19 protein-coding genes are annotated in these 19,172 nt (G+C 62.9%); 7 read left to right on the top strand and 12 right to left on the bottom strand.

The annotated features are described in order from the left end of the window. Window positions 1–53: 53 nt before the first annotated feature. Genes FQ664_RS15610 through FQ664_RS15595 form a run of 4 tightly spaced genes read right to left on the bottom strand, consistent with a single transcriptional unit; the run spans window position 54 to window position 3,457 of the window. Window positions 54–821 (bottom strand): SDR family NAD(P)-dependent oxidoreductase, encoded by a 768-nt coding sequence (locus tag FQ664_RS15610; RefSeq protein WP_144173085.1) that lies wholly within the window; start codon window positions 819–821, stop codon window positions 54–56. Further along, window positions 821–1,993 (bottom strand): acyl-CoA dehydrogenase family protein, encoded by a 1,173-nt coding sequence (locus FQ664_RS15605; protein WP_144173083.1) that lies wholly within the window; start codon window positions 1,991–1,993, stop codon window positions 821–823. The genes FQ664_RS15610 and FQ664_RS15605 overlap by 1 nt, the downstream gene beginning before the upstream one ends. A gap of 52 nt (window positions 1,994–2,045) precedes the next feature. Then, the gene (locus FQ664_RS15600) at window positions 2,046–2,402 is read right to left on the bottom strand and encodes a DUF6285 domain-containing protein (RefSeq protein ID WP_144173081.1); all 357 of its coding nucleotides are present in this window, start codon (window positions 2,400–2,402) and stop codon (window positions 2,046–2,048) included. Continuing rightward, on the bottom strand, window positions 2,399–3,457 hold the full coding sequence (locus FQ664_RS15595) for a phosphotransferase family protein (RefSeq protein WP_144173079.1): 1,059 nt from the start codon (window positions 3,455–3,457) through the stop codon (window positions 2,399–2,401). Before FQ664_RS15595 ends, FQ664_RS15600 begins: the two co-directional genes overlap by 4 nt. 201 nt (window positions 3,458–3,658) lie before the next feature. Here FQ664_RS15595 and prpR point away from each other — a divergent pair, with 201 nt between their 5' ends. Then, on the top strand, window positions 3,659–5,611 hold the full coding sequence (gene prpR, locus FQ664_RS15590; protein ID WP_144173077.1) for a propionate catabolism operon regulatory protein PrpR: 1,953 nt from the start codon (window positions 3,659–3,661) through the stop codon (window positions 5,609–5,611). Window positions 5,612–5,832: 221 nt separating this feature from the next. Then, a complete protein-coding gene (locus tag FQ664_RS15585; RefSeq protein WP_129364267.1) occupies window positions 5,833–6,015 on the top strand; it encodes a prevent-host-death family protein in 183 nt (60 codons plus the stop codon). Window positions 6,016–6,141: 126 nt separating this feature from the next. On the opposite strand, the gene FQ664_RS15580 is transcribed toward FQ664_RS15585, so the two are convergent. Further along, window positions 6,142–6,621: an Lrp/AsnC family transcriptional regulator gene (locus tag FQ664_RS15580; protein ID WP_144173075.1), complete on the bottom strand. Its 480-nt coding sequence runs from the start codon at window positions 6,619–6,621 to the stop codon at window positions 6,142–6,144. 159 nt (window positions 6,622–6,780) lie between these two features. On the opposite strand from FQ664_RS15580, the gene FQ664_RS15575 reads away from it, so the two are divergent. The 4 genes from FQ664_RS15575 to FQ664_RS15560 all read left to right on the top strand — a co-directional run bounded on the left by FQ664_RS15575 (window position 6,781) and on the right by FQ664_RS15560 (window position 13,005). Next, on the top strand, window positions 6,781–8,607 hold the full coding sequence (locus FQ664_RS15575; protein WP_178091001.1) for a tyrosinase family protein: 1,827 nt from the start codon (window positions 6,781–6,783) through the stop codon (window positions 8,605–8,607). Continuing rightward, window positions 8,604–10,340 carry a hypothetical protein gene (locus tag FQ664_RS15570; protein WP_144173073.1) on the top strand — a complete coding sequence of 579 codons (1,737 nt, stop codon included), beginning with the start codon at window positions 8,604–8,606 and terminating at the stop codon, window positions 10,338–10,340. The genes FQ664_RS15575 and FQ664_RS15570 overlap by 4 nt, the downstream gene beginning before the upstream one ends. Window positions 10,341–10,419: 79 nt before the next feature. Further along, window positions 10,420–12,024, top strand: a complete 1,605-nt coding sequence (locus tag FQ664_RS15565; protein WP_144173071.1) for a hypothetical protein — start codon at window positions 10,420–10,422, stop codon at window positions 12,022–12,024. A gap of 114 nt (window positions 12,025–12,138) precedes the next feature. After that, a complete protein-coding gene (locus FQ664_RS15560) occupies window positions 12,139–13,005 on the top strand; it encodes a patatin-like phospholipase family protein (RefSeq protein WP_144173069.1) in 867 nt (288 codons plus the stop codon). A 971-nt stretch (window positions 13,006–13,976) separates the two neighbouring features. Here FQ664_RS15560 and fnr read toward each other — a convergent pair. The 5 genes from fnr to FQ664_RS15530 all read right to left on the bottom strand — a co-directional run bounded on the left by fnr (window position 13,977) and on the right by FQ664_RS15530 (window position 17,456). Next, window positions 13,977–14,708 (bottom strand): fumarate/nitrate reduction transcriptional regulator Fnr, encoded by a 732-nt coding sequence (fnr, locus tag FQ664_RS15550; RefSeq protein ID WP_144173065.1) that lies wholly within the window; start codon window positions 14,706–14,708, stop codon window positions 13,977–13,979. Window positions 14,709–14,762: 54 nt separating this feature from the next. Continuing rightward, window positions 14,763–15,431 (bottom strand): hypothetical protein, encoded by a 669-nt coding sequence (locus FQ664_RS15545; RefSeq protein WP_256675976.1) that lies wholly within the window; start codon window positions 15,429–15,431, stop codon window positions 14,763–14,765. A gap of 141 nt (window positions 15,432–15,572) precedes the next feature. Then, on the bottom strand, window positions 15,573–16,490 hold the full coding sequence (locus FQ664_RS15540) for a universal stress protein (protein WP_144173063.1): 918 nt from the start codon (window positions 16,488–16,490) through the stop codon (window positions 15,573–15,575). 107 nt (window positions 16,491–16,597) lie between these two features. Beyond that, complete coding sequence (locus tag FQ664_RS15535) at window positions 16,598–17,017, bottom strand: DUF6691 family protein (RefSeq protein WP_144173061.1); 420 nt, start codon at window positions 17,015–17,017, stop codon at window positions 16,598–16,600. 1 nt (window position 17,018) lies between these two features. Continuing rightward, window positions 17,019–17,456, bottom strand: a complete 438-nt coding sequence (locus FQ664_RS15530; protein WP_144173059.1) for a YeeE/YedE family protein — start codon at window positions 17,454–17,456, stop codon at window positions 17,019–17,021. 240 nt (window positions 17,457–17,696) lie between these two features. Here FQ664_RS15530 and FQ664_RS15525 point away from each other — a divergent pair, with 240 nt between their 5' ends. Further along, a complete protein-coding gene (locus tag FQ664_RS15525) occupies window positions 17,697–18,119 on the top strand; it encodes a hypothetical protein (RefSeq protein WP_178091000.1) in 423 nt (140 codons plus the stop codon). A 19-nt stretch (window positions 18,120–18,138) separates the two neighbouring features. Here the strand turns inward: FQ664_RS15525 and FQ664_RS15520 are convergent, their stop codons facing one another. Both FQ664_RS15520 and FQ664_RS28285 read right to left on the bottom strand, forming a co-directional pair. Then, the gene (locus FQ664_RS15520) at window positions 18,139–18,780 is read right to left on the bottom strand and encodes a dTMP kinase (protein ID WP_144173056.1); all 642 of its coding nucleotides are present in this window, start codon (window positions 18,778–18,780) and stop codon (window positions 18,139–18,141) included. A gap of 315 nt (window positions 18,781–19,095) precedes the next feature. Next, window positions 19,096–19,172, bottom strand: a 77-nt coding sequence (locus tag FQ664_RS28285) for a hypothetical protein (protein ID WP_370290170.1), incomplete at its 5' end; no start/stop codon positions are given.

The following is a 19,172-nucleotide window of genomic DNA, read 5'->3' as shown; positions in this document are numbered from 1 at the left end:
ATTGCACGCACATACATACCTCTTGTTTCTTGTTGTTATGGCGCCAGGGCGCGTTACAGGCTGCTGCACAAATGGCCGCCGTCGACCACGATTTCAGTACCGCTCATGGCCCGCCCGGCATCGCTGGCGAGCAGCAGCAAGGCGCCGTCCAGGTCCGCCGGCACGCTGAAGCGTCGCCCTGGAATGCGCGAGCGCAGCTTTTCACCGGCCTCGCTGCCCAGGAAGGCCTCGTTCAGCTCGGTCATCACGTAGCCGGGCGCCAGGGCGTTCACCCGGATACCATGGCGCGCCCACTCCAGCGCCATGGCGCGGGTCAGGTGAGCCAGGCCGGCCTTGGCCGCCAGATAAGGGCCCACGGCGCCGGCCACACGGCTGGCGAGGATGGAGGTGACATTGATCAAGCTGCCGCCCTTCCCTGCGGCGACCATGCGCCGGGCGCTTTCCTGGGCCACGGCCCAGGCGCCCTTCAGGTTGGTGTCGAGCACGCGGTCCCAGCTTTGATCGTCGCCAGCCAGCAAGGGCTGGCTGTCGCTTACCCCTGCGTTGTTGACCAGCACATCCAGCGCGCCGGCGGCATCGAGCACCCGGCAGATGTCCTCACGGCACGTCACATCGAGGGCAAAGGCCTGCGCCCGCCCTCCGGCCACTTCGATGGCCTCCACCAGTGCCTGCAGCGGCGCCTGGCGCCGGGCGGTCACCACCACCTCGGCGCCTGCGCCGGCCAGGGTCATCGCGAAATGGCGGCCCAGGCCGCTGGAGGCGCCGGTCACCAGGGCGCGGCGCCCGTCGAGGGCGAACATTCGGCTCAGGTCCGGCTGCATCAGTGTGCCTCCAGGCGCTGGTCGAGAAGCTTCTTCGCCAGGCTCATGCGATGCACTTCGCTCGGGCCGTCATAGATGCGGAACGGACGAATGTCGCGGAAGATCCGTTCGACCACGGTGTCCCCGGTAACCCCGCGCCCACCCAATACCTGGACGCAACGATCGACCACCCGCCACAACGCCTCGGCGCTGATCACTTTGGCCATGCTCGAATCGACATTGGCACGCCGGCCCTGGTCGAGCACCCAAGCGCAGTGCCACACCGCCAGGCGCACCACGTGCAGGTCCATCATGTTATCGGCCAGCATGAAGCCTACCCCCTGATGCTCGCCCAGCGGTTTGCCAAAGGCGTCGCGGCTGCGCGCATAGGCGCAGGCGATGTCGTGGGCGCGGCGCGCAGCACCGAGCCAGCGCATGCAGTGGGTCAGCCGCGCCGGCGCCAGACGCACCTGGGCATAACGGAAGCCCTTGCCGATCTCGCCGAGCACATCGCTCGCCGGGATACGCAGGTTGTCGAAACGCAGCTGCCCATGGCCGCCGGTGAAGCAGCTGTCCAGCGAGTCCAGCTGACGCTCATGAATGATGCCGTCGCGCTTCATGTCGGTCAGGAACATGGTCGCCGTGCCGTCCTCCATGCGCGCCATGATGATGCCGAAGTCGGCGCCTTCGGCCCCGGTGATCAGCCACTTGCGGCCGTTGATCAGGTAGTCGTCACCATCGCGGGTGGCGGTGGTGCGCAGCATCGAAGGGTCCGAGCCCGAGCCTGGGGCAGGTTCCGTCATGGCGAAGCACGAACGGGCATGGCCCTGGACCAGCGGGCGCAACCAGCGGTCCTTCTGCGCCTCGGTGGCCACCACATCCATCAGGTGGATGTTGCCTTCGTCCGGTGCATGGATGTTCAGCGCCACCGGGCCCAGCGGTGAATAACCGGCCTCTTCGAAGACGATCGCCTTGGCCACATGGCTCAGCTCCAGGCCGCCCATTTCGCGGCTGGCGTGAGGCGTCAGCAAGCCGGCGGTACGGGCCCGGGCCACCAGGTCCTGGCGCAGGGCGTCACTGGGGCCGTGGCTGTCCTGGCGTGGGTCGTTCTCGAACGGGATGACCTGTTCGGCGATAAAGTCTCGGGTCTTGGCCTGCAAGGCGAGCAGTTCGTCCGGGAGGGTGAAGTTCATGGCTGTCCTTGTGTGTTCTTGTCTGTCGGAAAAATGGGGAGGCTGACGCCGTTCAGGGCAAGGCCTTTGGGTTGCTGATCGCCAAGCGGGCAACCGTGGTCTGGCGCAATGTCTCGACCAGGGTAAGGCGGGTTTGCGGGGCGTCGTGGCTGCCCTGGCGGATGGCCCGGGCCAGTTGGCGGCGCATGTCGGGCAACGTCGACGGCGCTTCGCCGACCAAGCCGGCCAGTCGCGCCTGCTCCTGGCCCTCGGTCTGGGCACCCAGGCGGCTTTCGCGGGCCGCAATGGCCATGGCGTTGGCGATCATCAGGGCCGGGTAGCGCAGCTCGCCGGGCAGCGCTGGCAGCAGCTGTTCCACAAGCGTCGCACGCGCGATCTCGAGCAGTTCGTGGGCGTTGGGCTGGGTCATGGCGCTTCGGCTCCGGTCATGTGCAGGATGTCGAGTTCAAGCTCCGGCAGCAGCCGTGCGGTCAGTGCCAGCTCAATAGAAGGCTCTTCGCCGGACAGGTGGCGCTGCCCTTGCTGCAGGGCAATCACCGCCCAGCGCAGGGTGGCCATGACCTGCCAGTAGTGGAGTTGGCTGCGCTCGATACACAGCGAAGACACCTCCTGGTAGCCACGCAGGAAGTCCTCCAGCTGGCCGATGCCACCGGCTTCGAGGTCTGGCCGGGTGAAGCGCCAGCAGCGGGCGGTGAACCAGCCGAGGTCCTCGCAAGGGTCGCCCCAGCCGGTGAACTCCCAGTCGAGCACGGCTTCGAGCCCCTGCTCGCTGGCCAGGTAGTTGCCGGTGCGGTAGTCGCGGTGCAACAGGCACAGGGTGCTGTTGCGCGGCGCATGCAGCTCGCACCAGCGCAGACCCCACTCCAGCACCGGATAGGCATCGGCGAGGGTGTCGAGGTAGCGGCGGTAGGCGTCGATCGTCGCCAGGGCTGGTGATCTGTCCGGCACGGGCAGGAAGCCCAGCGCAGGGCATGGTGGGCGAACCTGATGCAGGCGCGCCAGGTTGGCGCCAAGCTGCGCCGCCAGTTTTGCGCGGCCCTGGGGGCCGGCATCGGCGCTGAGCAAGCGCCCGGCAGCGATACCCGGCACATACTCCATCAGGAAGAACACCCGCCCATGCACGCGCACATCGCGGCACAGCCACAGCGGGCGCGGCACTTTCACCCCGGCCTGATGAACCACCTGCAGCACCGCGAACTCCTGCTCACGGTTCAGGCTGGCGGGCAGCGCGGAGAGCGCATCGCTACGCAGTACCCAGCGCCGGGTACCGGCCCAGGGGCCGCCCTCGATCAGCAAGTCCAGCAGCCAGTTTTCCTGAATGGCGCCGCCGCTCAGGCGTTTACGTGCCTGGATGACCACCTGCGTTGCCGCGGCATGTTCGCGGATGAAGTCGACCAGGCGCTGATTGTTGGAGTTGGCCGCGCAGGTTTCGCTGGCCAGTGGAATGGTAGGGGAACTGCTCATGGGTCTATGGGCCCCGCCTTCGGTTTAGGGTTGGCAGGACACCCTCAGCAATGCTCGGGCCAATTTTTGGAAAACTTGCTGAAGACCGCGTCGGCCATGCGCTTCAGCCCTTTCAGCATGGCGCGTGAAAGCACGCCGTATTTCACTTTTGCAACGATATGATTCAGTATCGAAACAATTCAATTCTGAACAGACGCCGCCATGCATTCGCCCACCTCCCAGGTCATCGTGCTGATCAGTCACCTGCAACGCCCTCGGCACGGCAGCCGCCTCGCCCATATGGTGGCCGGACTCGCGGCGGACTACCCCGACGCCCATATCCAGGTGCTCGACACGTCGGTATCCGAGGCCCTTGAAACCGCCCGTGAGCTGGAGCAGCGAGGCGAAGCCGATGTGTTCGTCTGCGCCGGCGCCACTGCCGCCTACCTGCGCAAGCATCTGACACGCCCGGTGCTGACGATGCGCGTGGGCGGCGACGATTTGTTGCGCGCATTGGGTCAAGCCCGCGAGCACTCTTCGCATGTGGCCCTGCTCAGCTACAACCGTATCAATCACGATCTGCAGGCCCTGCGCGCTTTGTTCACCGTGCAGGTGCACCAGGCCACCTACACCTCCCTGGACGAGGCTTGCCAGGCCGTCGAGCAAGCCGCCCTGCTGGGCTGTCGCAGCATCATCGGTTCGTCGACAGTGGTGGAACTGGCGGAACAGGCAGGCCTGCACGGCGTGCTGTCGCTGAGCGAGGACACCGTGCGCAAGGCGCTTGAGGAGGCCATGGGAATCCTCGACAGCCAGCGTATTGAAATCGCCAAGCGCCGGCATTTGAACGCCGTGCTGCAACACATCCCGAGCGGCGTGGCCGCAGTCGACAACCAGGGTGTGGTGCAATCACTCAACCCGGCCTTGGCGCAACTGCTGGAATTGCCAGCCAGCGCCGCCCTCGGTCGGCCTTTACAGCAGCTGTGCCCAGAGCTGGACTTGCAACAAGCGCTGCAGGAGGGGGCCGGCGAAGAAAACCGGGTGATACGGCTGGGCTCACACGCGGTGGTCAGCAACCTGCTGCCCATACTGGAGAACGGCGAACGCACAGGCCTGGTACTCACCTGTCAAGACATCACCGCCGTGCAGCGCGCGGATCAACGCATCCGCTCCGCCCGCCGCCCCGGCGCCTTCAACGCCCGCTACCGGCTTGAACAGCTCAACGGTAACAGCAAGGCCAACCGCGACATGCTGCAACTGGCCAAGCGTTTCGCCGCCAGCCACTCGACGATCTTGATCACCGGCGAAAGCGGCACCGGTAAAGAGTTGCTGGCCCAAGGGATCCACAACGAGAGCCCGCGTCGGCAAGGCCCCTTCGTTGCCATCAACTGCGCGGCGTTTCCCGAATCGCTGCTGGAAAGTGAATTGTTCGGCTACGAGGAAGGTGCCTTCAGCGGCTCGCGCAAAGGCGGCAAGCCAGGGCTGTTCGAAGCGGCGCACCGCGGCACGCTGTTCCTCGACGAGATCGGCGACATGCCCGTGCCGCTGCAAACGCGCCTGCTGCGCGTCTTGCAGGAACGCGAAGTCCTGCGCCTGGGCAGCACAGAACCCATTGCCATCGACGTGCGCATCATCGCCGCCACCCACCAGGACCTGCGGCGCGCCATGGACGATGGCGATTTTCGTACCGATCTTTATTACCGGCTCAACATCCTGCGCCTGCAAACCACGCCTCTGCGAGAACGGCCTGAGGACATTGCCCTGATCTGCACAGGCATCAGCCAGCGCCTGCTCGTCCAGGGCCAACCGGCGGGCGCCGCCGAAATACCCGCCGCGCTGCTGCCATACCTTGAACGGTATACCTGGCCGGGCAATGTCCGGGAGCTGGAAAACGTGATCGAGCGGGCGATGCTCTCGGCGCGCGAACTGCTAAGCGAACACCGCGTGGACGAGCAGTACCTGGCGCGCGTGCTGCCTGAGCTGAGCGAAGGCCCTTCCCTTTCACCTGGCCGGAAAAAAACATCACGCGAAACCGACCTGCACACCATCGGCAAGGCTGCGCAACTGCGCCACGTAAAGGAAACCCTGGAGAGCTGCCACGGTAACCTCGACGAAGCGGCCCGTCGCCTTGGCATAAGCCGGACCACGTTGTGGCGGCGACTGCGGTCTGAGGCTTGAATGAAATCTGGCCAGCCTTTTAGGCGGCGCGAATAAACTATGCACCAAAATCGGCATATCTGAAATATTCATTCCAGCTAGCCAGCAAACAAAGCGCTTTTAGAAAGCACATTTCTGGATGCACGCATCATCATATTGCACAGCATGCAGCCCTACCTGGGCCGCATGCCTAAGGGGTGCTATCCCACCCGCGAATCGAACATCCCAAAAGGAAATCCATCGTGCCCTTGGTGAAATATGACCTGTCCGAAGCCCAAACCAGCCTTGAGTTCATCCTTGAACAAGTGATCTACGGGTCGGTGGTTGTCATAGTCCGCAATGGAATTGAAATCGCCCGGCTCACTGCCGCAGAAGGCCTGGGCAATCGGGCAACCACCCCGATGAGTGCACCGTATCAACTGTGATACCACCACGGTCTGTCCACGCCATAGCGCTCCGGATAGTGCACAGGGCCTGAGGTAGATGCAGTCCGCGTGCCCTGTGGGAGCGGCTTTGGCCGCGAAGAATCCGACGCGCTCAAGCAGGCACAGTCAGGCATCGACGACCTGCTGCAGCCCTCCTCCCAGCGGTAATTCATACGACTTCTTCACCGTACGCACTACCAGGGTCGAGGAGTAAGTGCGAATCGGAATGTCCCGGTACGTATCAAGAAACCGGTAGATATAGTCGGTGTACTCGGTAGCATCGCGAAACTTGGCAACCATCACGAAATCGAACTCGCCCGTCATCAGGTAGCAGTCCTGAATCTCAGGGTGGCTGGCCAGGATGTGCTGCATCTTGCGGTCGATGTCATTGCTGTCGCGGTCCAGCTTGACCAGGAAGAAGGCGGTCACCTGAATGCCCAGTTTACGCTCGTCCAGTATGGCGACCTTGGCCTTGATGATGCCTGCGCTCTCCAGGCGCCTGATACGCCGGTAGCAACTGGTGGAAGACAGCCCGACGCTGTCGCTGAGCAACTCCAGATTCTGACTGCAATCCTTTTGCAGCTTTCCCAGAATCTTAAGATCCATGGCGTCTGTCATTTTTCACGTGTCTTCCTTGAAAAACTGCAATGAATCCACCGCAAGGAGGCGCCAATTTGCACGATTCCCTGCGCGCTAGCTCTTTACCATCAACTGAGCTTAGCAGCCCGGCCAAATATGGCCTGCGGGGCGCATGAGAGGGACCTTATGATCATTGCCAAACCGACATGGACCGCGGACATCCACGGCCTGTTCAGCGCTCCCTACTGGATTCCCGCCGCGCAGCGTGCGGCCGTGGCTGCCTCCTGGACCGGGTGCATGAACGGCTATTTCGTCTACCTGGACGACCCGGATTCGGTCAAGGCCTGGTCAGAAACCATCTACCAGCACCTGGCCTCGCGCAACATGCCGCTGACCCTCGACCAGCAGCAGTTCTGGCCGATCGATGCGCTGGAAACCTTCAGGTTGTGGGTCAACCAAGGCTGGCGCCTGGACGCCAGTTCACCTTTCGATCTAGCCGAACGCATCCCGCCACCGGACCTGCCGCAACCGGTCAAGCGGGTGCGACAGGACATCCGCGCCCTGAGCCTTGAAGAACTGAACCTGTACCGCGCCCGCCTGGACGACGTGATGCAGGTTGGCGACCCCGACAGCGGTTCGCCCTGGCAACGTTACGCCTACATCCACACCAATTGGTGCCTGCATTATCAGGAGGCGTTTGCCCTCTGGCACCGGGCGTACCTGCTGTACCTGGAACAACTGATCGACTGCGCCATCCCCTACTGGGACTGGATGGCCGAAGATGCCAGTGTCGACGGCAGCCCGCAGGCCGGCCTGCCCCAGGCTTTTCTCGATGAAACCTATGTGCACCCGCACACCGGCGAGACGCGGCCCAATCCCCTGCGCTACGCAGCCGCCAAGGATGGTTGTTCCAAGGTGTGCACCAGTGGCGCGGTCAACAGGGTGGACTGCCGGTATGTGCAACGCGACCCGTTGTTCTACACCCGCGGTGACGACTCGCGCGCAGATCGCGCCCGCTTGTACGGCATGAGCCGGATTTTCCAGCAACAGGTGGTGGATGCCCTGAAGTTCACCACCTTCAGCCAGCCACAGGGTGTGCCCGGTTACCCGTGGGCCAACATCCCGGTGTTCGATCCGCCCCAGAAAGACAGCCTGTACCCCAATCGTACCCTCAACTTCGACGGCCTGTTCGAGCAACCCCACGACAACTATCACGGCTGGATCGGCGGCGACATGGCCGACAACGCCTACACCGCCTTCGACCCGGTGTTCTGCTCCTACCACGCCAACATCGACCGCATGCTGGAGGTGTGGATCAGGGCCAACCCCGGGGCGCAATACACCACGCAGTGCCTGCTCCAGCCGTTCGCCGGCCACGACGCCACGCAGCTCACCTTCACCAGCGCTGACGCCTGGCGCTACACCACCATCGCCGACATGGCCCAGGACAGCCGGCACATCGGCTACGACTACGGTGTGCCAGTGGCCCCACAGTTTGGTGCGCGCAAGGCGGCCACCAGCGCCTGCTGCAAGCACAGCGCAAACGCCACGCCTGCCGCGGGCAACGCCGCAGGGCCCGGGCCGTGGGTGGTGTTCGACCATGTGCGCTGCACCCATGACACCTATCTGATCGACGTGTTTCTCGACCAGCCCGACGCTACCGCGCAGCACGTGAGCGCGGAAAACCCCCATTACGTGGGGCGCTTCAGCCGTATCGGCATGGGGCTGGTGGACGACAAGGGCCGGTGCATCACCCATGGCGTGTCCCGCGCACTGAATGCGGCCCGCAACGCCGCTGCGCTGGGCCTTGGCTCCGGCGATGCGGTGCAGTTGTCGCTGCTGGTGACCCACCTCGACAGTGGCCGCGTGCTGACGCCTGACGAATACATGACCCTGCCCGGTTTCATCGCCCAACTGGTGTGGGACGACCCGCGCCAGACCCTCGCCGGCCCGTCCCCGGTCGCCGGCTGCTGCTCTGCTTCCACCTCACGCACACCTGGAGAACCGACATGAGCACGCCCTTCAAGCAGTTCACCTCTCCCGCCGGCCAAGCGCCCAAGGACTACAACAAGCTGGGCCTGGAAGACCAGTTGCCGCAGTTTGAAACCGACTGGAACAACAACCTCACCGGCTGGACCCAATCGTCCATCATCGGCAACCCCTGGTCGGGCCTGAATGACGCCCCCCGCTCGGGTTACTACAACCCGCTGGTGGAAGGCTTCGGCGACGTCACCCCACCGGCGATCACCTGGGCGCCCTTCCCCAACCGGCTCTGGACGTTCTTCTACAACAACGGTGCGGCGGTCATTCCGCAGTTGGGCGGCAAGGCCATGACCCTGGACCAGGTGATGGAGCTGGCCGACCACGGCCAGATCACCCTCGACAACACCCTCTATATGCTCTACGACCCGGACAACAAAGGCACCCTGCTGCAACTGCCAGCCAAGCGCTGCCCGAGCATCAACTGGGATGGCGCCTACAAGGATTTCTCGCCTTCCGGCCCACGGGGCTGGCTCGACGAGTACTGCGAGTGGTCGATCGTGCGCGATGCCAACGGCAACATGCGCAAGATCACCTTCACCTGTGAAAACCCCGCGTACTTCCTGGCCATGTGGCGCATCGACCCGAACGCAGTACTGGGCCTGTACCGCGAATACATCGACCCGAACGTGCAGCTCGAAGACCTGTACCTGCGCTATACCGCAGACTGCCCGACCGGCAAGGCCGGCGACCCGGTCATGGACCCCACCACCGGCAAGCCGGCCTATGACACCGTCAACAAATGGAACGCCGGAACGGCCTGTGTACCCGGCCAGTACGGCGGGGCAATGCACCTGACCTCCGGCCCCAATACCCTGAGTGCCGAGGTGTACCTGGCCGCCGCTGCCACCATCCTGCGGCCAGTGAGCAGCAGCCAGAATGCCCAGTCGCTGATCTGCTGCGCGCAGTACGGGCAGAACTACCGCAACTCTGATCCGCACATCGGTTTCATGGCCAATAGCACGGCGGTGAACAACCGCCTGTCGCTGACCAACCCCCTTGGCCTGTACTTGCAACAGCCGACCGATTTCAGCGCCTGGAAAGGCCCGCAAGGCCAGGACGTGAGCCAGTACTGGCGCATCACGCGCGGTACGGCCAAGTCGGCCGCCAACGGTTCCGACCAGATCCTGCAGGCGGTGTTCGAGGTACCGGAAAACGCCGGTTTCTCGATCAACGACATCACCATCAACAAGCAACCGGTCAACTATGTGTGGGTCATCGCCCAACAACTGCTGGTAGGCCTGAGCGTCACCGTCAAACCGCTAGCCACCACGCCTGCCTCTCTACCTTGCGTGCAGGACCGGGTGGCTGGCCTGCAACCCTGGCCAGTGCAACTGCTGCCGCTGGACCTGTTCTACGGTAACTCCCCCACCGACTTGCCCGCCTGGCTTGCACCAGGCAGCAGCAACCAGTTTGTGCTGGTGGTACAAGGCGCCGACCCGACTACCACGGCGCAGAATGCAAGGGTGCAATTCTCCAACCCCGGGGTGACGGCGCAAGTCACCCAGTACCTGCCCGACGCGTCGGCCATTCCCGGCCAGACCAACTCGGGCGGCACCCAGGCCTACATTTTGACCATCACGGTCAGCCCCAACGCTACACCCGGCCTGGTGACAGTGCGTGCCCTCAACCCGAGCGAAGACCCGAACGTGAGCGCGGCAGACCACCCGTGGGAATCCGGCCTGGCGCTGGTGCCTGGCGCCTGAGCCACGCCACTCACACCACTTACGCCCCTCTACCGCCGCACCTTCGGGTGCGGCTTCACGCCTTGCAAGGAGCGCAATGATGTCCAGCTCACGCTTGAGTCTTCTGTCGCTGCTGAGCGGCATTTTACTGTGCCTGTCGACCCTGCAACCCGCCACGGCAGCCACGCTGTCGGACGCCGATGCCTGTGTGCAGCAGCAATTGGTGTTCAACCCGGCCAGCGGGGGATTCCTGCCGGTCAACAACTTCAATGCCACCAGCCAGGCGTTCATGAATTGCTTTGGCTGGCAGTTGTTCATTGCCTTGAACTGGCCGGTGAACCCCGGTTGGCCGGCCACCGCCAGCCTGGCGGGCGAACCTGACATGAAAAGCACGCTGGCGCAGTTCGGTGTACCCTCCGCCCCGGGTCAACCCATGAGCGTGGCCCCGGTGTGGGCCAGCTACAAGGACGCCAACGACATCTTCCAGCCCGGCGCGCCCACGCCCACCGGCTGGGGCGTGCAAACCCTGGTGCCGTCCGGCTGCAGCACCCAGGGTAGCCTGAAGGCACTCAAGGTAGGCGCACGCAAGTTCATGAACGCCACCTCCGAAGGTGCGATCAATGCCGTGCACGGTTTCCACCTGTCGACCGGAACACTCGCGTCCATTCCCGACTCGGTCATGGAAGCGTCCGGTGGCTGGCTGACGGACCAGGCGGGCAACCTGGTGTTTTTTGAACGCAAGGTGGGCAAGGCCGAGTTCGACTACATCGTCGACAAGGGGCTTTACGACGCCGCCAACCAGTTGAAGGTCGCGCAAAACCTTGACGGCCAGACCCCAGAGGGGCTGTCATTGCCCATCGGCGAACCGATGCGCTCACTGCCGACCGCCCCCGTGCCGCAGGAGCAACTGGGCGCGATCGAGCTCAAGGCCGCCTGGCGGGTGCTGACCGGCAAACCCGAACTGTTCGGGCGCTACCTGACCACCGTCGCCTGGCTCAAACGCCCCGACACGCTGGAGTGCACCCAGGAAGTGGTGGGGCTGGTGGGCTTGCATATCATCAACAAGACCCAGGCTTCGCCCAACTTCATCTGGACCACCTTCGAGCAGGTGGACAACGTGCCCGAACCGGCCCAGCTCCCGCCACAACAACCCCCACCGAACGGTTTCGCCTTCAACAACCCCGACTGCGGCAGCGGCCCCGAGTGCACACCGAACCAAGCCCGTATACAGTGCAAGCAACACCATCCCGACAAGGACTGCACTGATCTCTTCCCGCGCGACCAGCCGGTACAGACTACCCGCGAACACCCCGTACCCGGCGACCTGCAAGCCCTCAACAGCGCGGTGCAAGCCAACTTCGCGCAGCACAGCCAAGGCCAGTCGGTGTTCCAGTACTACAAGCTGATCAACGTACTCTGGACCCTCGCCCCCAACCCGCCCAGCCCGGAACCGGGCGCCAGCGCGCAGGTGCCGCTGTCGTACGGGCCGTTCATCAGCCAGGGCAATGTGCCGGTGGCCAACACCACCATGGAGACCTACGTACAGGGTGATGACTGCAACCAGTGCCATCAGTACGCGACGATTGCCGGCAGCCCTTCGTTGGCCTCGGACTTCTCCTTCCTGTTCAACAGTGCCGGTTCCGCCAGCAACAAAAGCCTGATCAAGCGCGTCAAAGCCTTCGAAACCCTCAAGGACCACCCCTGAACCGCAAAAGGGGCGATCGCCGGTCGCCCCGAACAGGGCCTTGTCAGCCGCCGGCTCCAGAGCCGCCCCGCCAGCTACACTCAACCGACACATGCCTGCACAGAGACTGCAATCATGCCTACGCATACCGCAATCGTGTTCGCTGGCGGCGGTAGTCTGGGTGCGGTCCAGGTAGGTATGCTGCGGGCCCTGGTCGAAGCCAATATCCAATTCGACATGGTGGTAGGTGCTTCGGTAGGCGCGATCAACGGTGCCTACTTTGCGGCAAGGCCCAACGCTGAGGGTGTCGAGACACTCGCCGAATTCTGGCGAGGCCTGAGTAGAACCGACATTTTCCCCCTGTCCTGGCTCGATACCTGCAGAGGCCTGCTCAAACGGCGCGGTTTTCTGCTGCAGCCGGCGGCCTTGCACCGATTGCTTGGCAAGGCGCTGCCTATTCATCGCATCGAGGATGCGAAACTGCCCCTGCATATCGTCACCACCGACCTGCTCAGTGGTGCCGAGACAGTCTTGTCCAATGGCGAGCTCGAGCAGGCACTGCTGGCCAGTGCCGCGATCCCGCTGGTGTTCCCTTGCGTGCAGATCGGCGGCCAGTTCCTGGTGGATGGCGGTGTGGCAAGCAACACACCTATTTCGACTGCCGTAGCGCTGGGCGCCAGCAACGTTGTGGTAATCCCCACCGGGCTCAGCTGCGCGCTGACTCAACCGCCCCGAGGCCTGGTTGCCTTGGCCCTGCACACGGTCAACCTGATGAGCATGCGCCAGCTTGTGAGTGACATCGAACACTTCCGCACGCTCACCAGCCTGCACATCGTTCCGCCCTTGTGCCCGGTCGATGTCTCGGTATTCAACTTCGACCAGACCGAGTCGTTGCTGGAGCGTGCCTATGAGCAGACGCTTCGCTGGTTGGACCATGGCGGGCTCGAACGGACCAAGGTGCCGGGTGCCCTGAGCGTTCACGCTCATGCCGGCGAGCATTGAGGCGAGATCCCGGTTCAGGGCCTTACGGAGCTGCTCGACGGAACACCAATACCCGCGAACCAGTGGTTACCTCGGGCAGTGCATCGCCGGTCTTGATCTTCGCTGTCTCCTGGGGCGGTAAATGGCCAGGCATGAGGCAGCGATCCACCCGGGTAGGGACATGGTGCGCCGGTTTGACAATGATCAAAAAACCACGCCACAGCAGGCCTAACCTGAGCACAGCCTGGTGATGACGACCCTGTGAAAGATCGAGGTGGGTATGGCACGGGACAACGCTGGCCGTGTCCGCTTGCTGGAGGTACTGCCTGGTAGAGGCACCCTGCACTGCTTCCGCCTGGAGCTCTGCGGCGAGCAGGATGCGGCCGTAATGCCCGGCCAGTTTTGCTTGCTGGGGGCGCACACTGCGGCCCATCCCTGCAGCTACCTCAGCCTCCCTGGGATTGCCCGGCAGTTCATCGTGGCTACCCAGCGTTCAACATCACTGGGCAAGGTTGGCGACTGGCTGCACTACTCCGGCCCGCTAGGCACGGCATGGCCGGTACCCTTGCTAAGTGCCCGCCTGTTGGTCATCAGCCACGCAGAGGGGTTGCTGTCACTGCTCTGCGCGCTGGACGAAATCATGTGCTGGCTGCCTTGGGTGCAGATACAGCTGCTGCATGATGGTTGCAACATCAGCCACCTTCCAGAGGAGTGCCGCCTGTGGTTCACCCCTGAGCCGGTATTGCATCGCAACTTGTTGATCCTGCCGTCGTCGGCCGGTCTTGCCCGCCAGTTGGAGGCATGCAAGCCGGACACAGTGTATTGCTGCGCACCCAGGCAACGGGCGCTGCAAACGGCGCGCATCTGTCAGCAGACAGGGGTTGCCGTACAGCGCATATGGCTAAGAGCGGATTACCTATCCTGCCCTGCCCGTGGCTGGCAGCCACCGTTGGCGGGGCCTGTTCTGCGCTTCGACCGCGTGCTTGCAGAACTCAGCTCGCCTCCTCCCTCCGGCTCAGATCGACCAGGCCTTGCTGATCGATGAGTGTTACGTCGCGACCGGAGCACTCCAGCAAACCGGCCTGGATGAAGCGGCTGAACAGGCGGCTGACGGTTTCCAGCGTCAGGTCCAGGTAGTTGGCAATATCGCCCCGTGACATAGGCAGGGAGAACACATCGGCACACAAGCCGCGTTGCTGATAGCGGGCCGACATACCTAACAAGAACGTCGATAAGCGCTGGTCGGCGCGCCCCTGACAACAACGCAGATGTTCGTCCTTGCCCTGTAGGCCCAGACTGAGCATGTGCAGCAACTGATAGCGTAATCCGGAAATCTGCCCAGACAGTTCCACCAGTTGATCAAGCCTGATGGAACACACCATCGAAACCTCCAGGGCCAGGGCATAGCTGCGATAACGGCCGGCACCAATGGCGTCGAGGCCGAGCATCTCTCCTGGCAAAACGAAGCCCAACACCTGCTCGTTGCCATCAGCGTCGAGCAGGTAACTCTTGATGGCGCCTGAGCGAAGCGCGAAAACCTGCTCCATCGGCTCATCGGCCTTGAACAGATACTCGCCTTTCTTCAAGGGGCGGCTGCGGCGAACGATACGCTCCAGCTGGTCAACTTCATCCACATCAAGGCTGGCCGGCAGGCAGAGCCGACTCAAGGAGCATGCAAGGCACTTCACATGGGGCCTTGCCCCCATATAAGGAGAGCCTGACATGATGCCTCCGCTTTTTCATGCGGGCATCCATTAACACTAGCCGTTTCTCCAGCGCTATCGGACCTGGCCGATTAAAGGTCTCACAGCGCTTCTCTCCGAGAGCAGATCCAGTTGCTCGAGGCACCGCCGCTCATCAGCGGCGGTAACGCCCTTCAATGTACTCACGTCCAGTAACGGCGTGTTGACCAGAGCCAGCCGAATGGTCCCGTTGCGATCCAGAAACGTCTGCGCCAGGCACTGGCAGACCGGTTTTGCCACCTGTGCGACGATGGGCGCGTTTTGCGGAACAGCGACCTGAGCCTGGAAATTGGCCTCGCAAGCGTTGACGATGTTCTCCACGGTGCGCCCGGCCAGCCATAGCGTGCCTGCGCCAACACCTGCCATCAACGCCAACATGGCCAACATGGCCAACAGAATGTTCGACTCCCTGGCCACCGCCCGAATACGCGCGAGCCGTGCCTGCCAGCCGATGGCGCTCCCGGAAAAAATGACGTTCCCAACCGTGCGCTTGACGCCGCGCTGCACAGCCCACCCGACTGCCGCGCTCAATGCGCACCAGGCCAGCAGCACTGCCGGGTCACGCATAGGCAGCCGCCATACTGGGCTGAGTGCCTGGTATACAGAGGCCACCACGACCAAGGTAGCGATAGCCGCGACCCAGCCAAAACTGCCCCTGGGTCGTTTTATCCAGGCCCTGAGCTTCGCCCTTGCTTGCGTATCCATGAACAACTCCCGCCTCGCCATCAACGCACGGGGCCTGGCGCTACGGCTCCCAGGTCTCGATTACATGGGGATGAACCGTCAGTACACTGCATGTGGCGATGCGAGTAGCCTCTGGCTTCAGCTAGCCAAGGCCCCTGCCGCTCAACGCTCGGGTGAAACAATCAGCACACTGTTGCCCAGCCGGTGCAATACCCGCTCGGTGGTACTGCCAATGAACCAACCGACGCCATGGTGATGATGGCTTCCCATCACCACCACATCGATGTCGTTGGTTTCCATGAACAGCGCCAGGACCTTGGCCGGGTCCCCTACCCGCATGTGGCGATGCTCGGCGGCGATCCCGTTGCGCTCGGCCAATGCCTGGAAGGCGTCGCTCTGGGCCTGGTGCAGGGTCTGGGCGAGGTTTGAATCGAACAGGAACGAATGTTCCCGGCTACCGCCAGCATCCAGGTACATGGAGCCGAGATCGTAGGCATACAGCAATTCGATGCTTGCGTTGCATTGCAGCGCCAGCTTCAGCGCTTCACCGATGATGCGGTCATTGAACCCCGCATACTGATCGTCCGGTCGGGACAGGTCGACGGCCGCAAGAATCCTGCGCGGCAGGGCGTGGCTGGCCTTGTGCACCAGGTGCAGTGGAATACGGGTTTCGCGCAGCAGGTGGATATCGAGTGAGGTGAACATCGCGCGCATCCACCATGGCTCGTGCTCGAATTCCTTGATCAGCAGGTCGAACGGCTGCTCGCGCAGATGCACCAGAATCTCATCCAGCGGATGCTGGGCCCATACCACCTCGGTGGTCACTGTCACGCCATTGCGCCGCATCGACAGCGCCTGGGTTTCCAACCATTGGCGGTGCTGTTGCACATAGCCGTCGCGCATGGTCGCCAGTGCCTGGTCATTGACCAGGCCCGCCGTGGCCAGCCCTTCCAGGTAATCGAATGCCACGATGTGCAGCGCCATACCCTTGGCCTTGGCCAGCGCTGCGGCGCGGTCATAGACCGGGGTGCGACGCATCAACGGTGATGCGATGAGCAATAGTCTTTGCGGGTTGGACATGGCACACCTCTGCGGTCTGGATGTGTCACTCGATCATGTGCCAGCGGCGCCCACCCCTGTTTGATGTTTATCAAAAGACCCACCGGTTTTTTCAGGCAACCCGGCCATCAGCTACCACGGCGAACCTGAACCCACTGGAACAATGCCATGCCACCCAGCATCGCGGCGACGAATAGCCAGGCCTGCCAGTAACCAGCAGGCAGCAGCACCAAAGCCGGCCCCGGGCAGATGCCCGCAAGCCCCCAGCCAACGCCGAATACCAGGCTGCCACCAATAAGGCGGCGGTCCACATCACGTCGGTCGGGCAACTGCATCACCCCACCCAGCAATGCCGTTGAATGGCCACGCGCCCAGCGCATCGGCAACCATGCCGTGGCAATCGCCCCGATCATCACCAGCGCCAGCGAGGGGTCCCACTGCCCGGCAATGTCGAGGAAGCCGAGCACCTTGGCGGGGTCGGCCATGCCCGCCAGCAATAACCCCACGCCGAACAGCACCCCGGCGATGAACCCACTGATAACAGGCATGTCAGGCCCCTTGGAGAAGGTGGCGGACTACATACACCGTGGCAAAACCGGTGGCCATGAAGCACAGCGTTGCCACCGCCGAACGGGGTGACAGGCGCGACAGGCCACAGACACCATGGCCGCTGGTGCAACCGCTGCCGTAGCGCGTGCCGAGCCCTACCAGCAGGCCAGCCACGATGAGCATCCACGATGCCGTGGTAAAACGGGGCGACGGCAACGTGGCAAATATCCCCCACAGCAGCGGTGCTGCCAGCAGCCCCAGAAGAAAGGCCAGCTTTTCTCTGCGCCCTTCCCCGCCTTGCTGCAGCAGCGAACCGAGCAATCCACTGATTCCCGCAATACGGCCATTCACCACCGCGAACAGGCCAGCCCCCAGCCCGATCAACACACCGCCGGCCAACGCGGACCATGGCGTGAAGGCCAGCGAATCAATTGCCATCGTATTTCCCCCGGCACCAGAAACAAGAGAGGCATTAACATTTCAATAAAACAGGTTCAAGAATACCACGGCTATATGCAGACAACTTCAAGGAGGATAACCAGCCCACTCAAAGTGCACGGAGCCGCACTTGTTTGATGCAGGTCAAATCAGCGGCCAGATGCCTGCCTACACTGAAATTGTCCAGGCATACCATGACCTTGGGGCACACCAGTCATATCCGGATACGTGGAGTTCGCCATGCAAACGCAATTGAAATTGGTTCTTGCTGCTGTTCTGGCCGGTAGTGCACTCATGGCGCATGCCGAAGAAAAGCATCACGCTGGCGATGCCACTGCCAGCGCACCAGCCGCCAGTACAACTTCCGAGTCGGCCATGAACAAGGTAATGAGTGAACAAATGCACAAGATGCAGGTTGCTCATGACCAAGCCGCGGCCGCGAAGACCCCTGCCGAGCGACGAGCCGCCATGCACGAGGGCATGAGGACGATGAAAGAGAGCATGGCCATGATGCACCAACACCATGCCGCGGGCTGCATGGGCTCGGGCATGGGAATGTCGGGGGCCAAGGGTGGCATGGGTATGGGCGACGGAATGATGGACATGATGATGAAGATGATGGATCAGCAGTCGTCGATGATGGATATGCCCATGAAGCAGTAACCAGCACTTCGCCGTTGTGTCAGCAGCGATCGCACCGCTGTCGATGGCGTGATCGAAGCACGCTAGCGATCTCGGCCACTACTTGCCTTGTAGCATCCTCGATGTTCCCTTCATTACGGCACAGAACCCAGCCGTGATCCGCAACCGCGCGCTCGAACGCCTCGCTACAGGCAACCTGCTCGTCCAGGCTATGGATCAACGTACTACCCAGCCCGCGCGTTCGTGCCGCGGCCCTTGCCCATGAGGTATCAGGGGCCGTGACAACCCCGACATGCAAATCGGGCACTTGCACATTTCGCTCTAGGTTCAGGCGCAGGATCTCGTCGAACGCCACGGTACGGCGAAATGCGGCATCAGACGGGTACCAGCGATCGATCAGGATGATGCTGCCCGCAGGCTGCCTGGGCAGCACGTGCCGGGAAATCCAGGCTCGGCTTTCGGCAAAGCGCTCGCACACCCTCAGTTCCAGGTCCCGGGAGGGGTTTCTGACCAGTTGGTTGACGAGGGCCATGGTTTCCCCCCGGTAGGGGTCGCTTTTTTTCTCGCAAAGCCGGATCACTTTCTGGTTGTCAGCCCTCAGGGCTTTGGTAACGGCCTCCAGAAGTGTGGTTTTGCCGGTGCCCTTGGGCCCATCGATGGAAACAAACAGCGGGCGGGTCATTGTTCAATACCAGTCGGGCCAGGTGCGGGATAAGACCATTGATCGCGGGCTGCCTTCAAGGGTTATCCGAAAGGAGAACATCTGTACGCCAATGGCAATCTGAACAGGCAGCGCAGGCCTGGGACCCAGTATGGTCCTTGTAGGGGATGGCAGCGGCCTGTGTGGGAGCGGCTTTAGCCGCGAACACCGGCGCAGCCGGTGCCATGCAGCGCGTTGGATTGTTCGCGGCTAAAGCCGCTCCCACAGGGTACGCGCACCGCTTGCGAACCCTGTAGGGGACGGCACCAACCTTGAGGATGGCGCCATACCTGAGCCTTACACCGCCAGCGCGCGCTCACGCAGCTCGCTGTTGAGGATGCGGTCGTTCTCGCTGTAATCGACCGGGCAGTCGA

Origin of the sequence: Pseudomonas persica (assembly GCF_900291015.1) — a bacterium.
In the GTDB taxonomy this organism is placed as follows: Bacteria; Pseudomonadota; Gammaproteobacteria; order Pseudomonadales; family Pseudomonadaceae; genus Aquipseudomonas.
The sequence above is the reverse complement of the archived record's forward strand: the minus strand, read 5'-3'. Positions and strand labels throughout refer to the sequence as shown.